We start from the raw sequence: 665 nt of genomic DNA, 5'->3' as shown, positions 1-665 counted from the left end.
CCTCCAGCGCCTTGGTTTTCCAGAATGGCGTTTCCATTTCCCGGATGTGGCCCCGGCCGCGGGCAAGGTCAAGCGCGGCAATGGTCGCAATTGCGGCTATCGCCAGGTGAATGACATGAAGTTGCCTTCAAAAGGTCGGTCAATCGCCCCGTACGGCCTCTATCCGTGCCAGACTGGAACCAATCGGCACAAGATCGGTTTCGGCAAGGATGGGACCCCACAAGGAGAATTTCGATGAAACGCCAACCACGGATTCTGGCAGGCACCGCACTTGGCCTGTTGATGGCATCCGCGCCGTTGGGCGCGTTCCCGCTTCAGGGAAGTGTCGCGTCCGGTCTTGCCCAGCGCACGGCAACCCCATTCATCCTGGCGCAAGCAGCATGCGCCGAGGGCGAATCGGCCGAGGCCTGCGCGCAGAAGCAGCAGGCGGAACCCGAACAGAAACACGAGCGCAAGAAGGCCGAGCCTGAACAGCAGGCCGCGCCTGCCCAGAGCGAGCAGCCCGCCGAGGAGCAGCAGCCACGCCGGAAGAAGCGCGACCAGCAGCAGCAGGCCGAGCAGGCGCCCGCCGAACAGGCCGCTCCCGCCGAGGAACAGCAGCCGCGCAGGAAGAAGCGTGATCAGCAGCAGCAGGCCGAACAGGCGCCGGCCGAACAGGCAGCACC

1 protein-coding gene and 1 pseudogene are annotated in these 665 nt (G+C 65.0%); both read left to right on the top strand.

Translation table 11 applies throughout. The features are described 5' to 3' along the window. The coding region (locus EN879_RS39290; RefSeq protein WP_164774950.1) for a hypothetical protein at positions 1–238 on the top strand (238 nt) is incomplete at its 5' end. After that, positions 235–665, top strand: a pseudogene (locus EN879_RS37970) (flagellar motor protein MotB); the annotation flags it as partial. The gene EN879_RS39290 and the pseudogene EN879_RS37970, both read left to right, overlap by 4 nt.

The sequence above is a fragment of the Mesorhizobium sp. M7A.F.Ca.AU.002.02.1.1 genome, assembly GCF_003998535.1.
In the GTDB taxonomy this organism is placed as follows: Bacteria; Pseudomonadota; Alphaproteobacteria; order Rhizobiales; family Rhizobiaceae; genus Mesorhizobium; species Mesorhizobium ciceri.
This window is presented reverse-complemented; position numbering and strand designations above follow the sequence as displayed.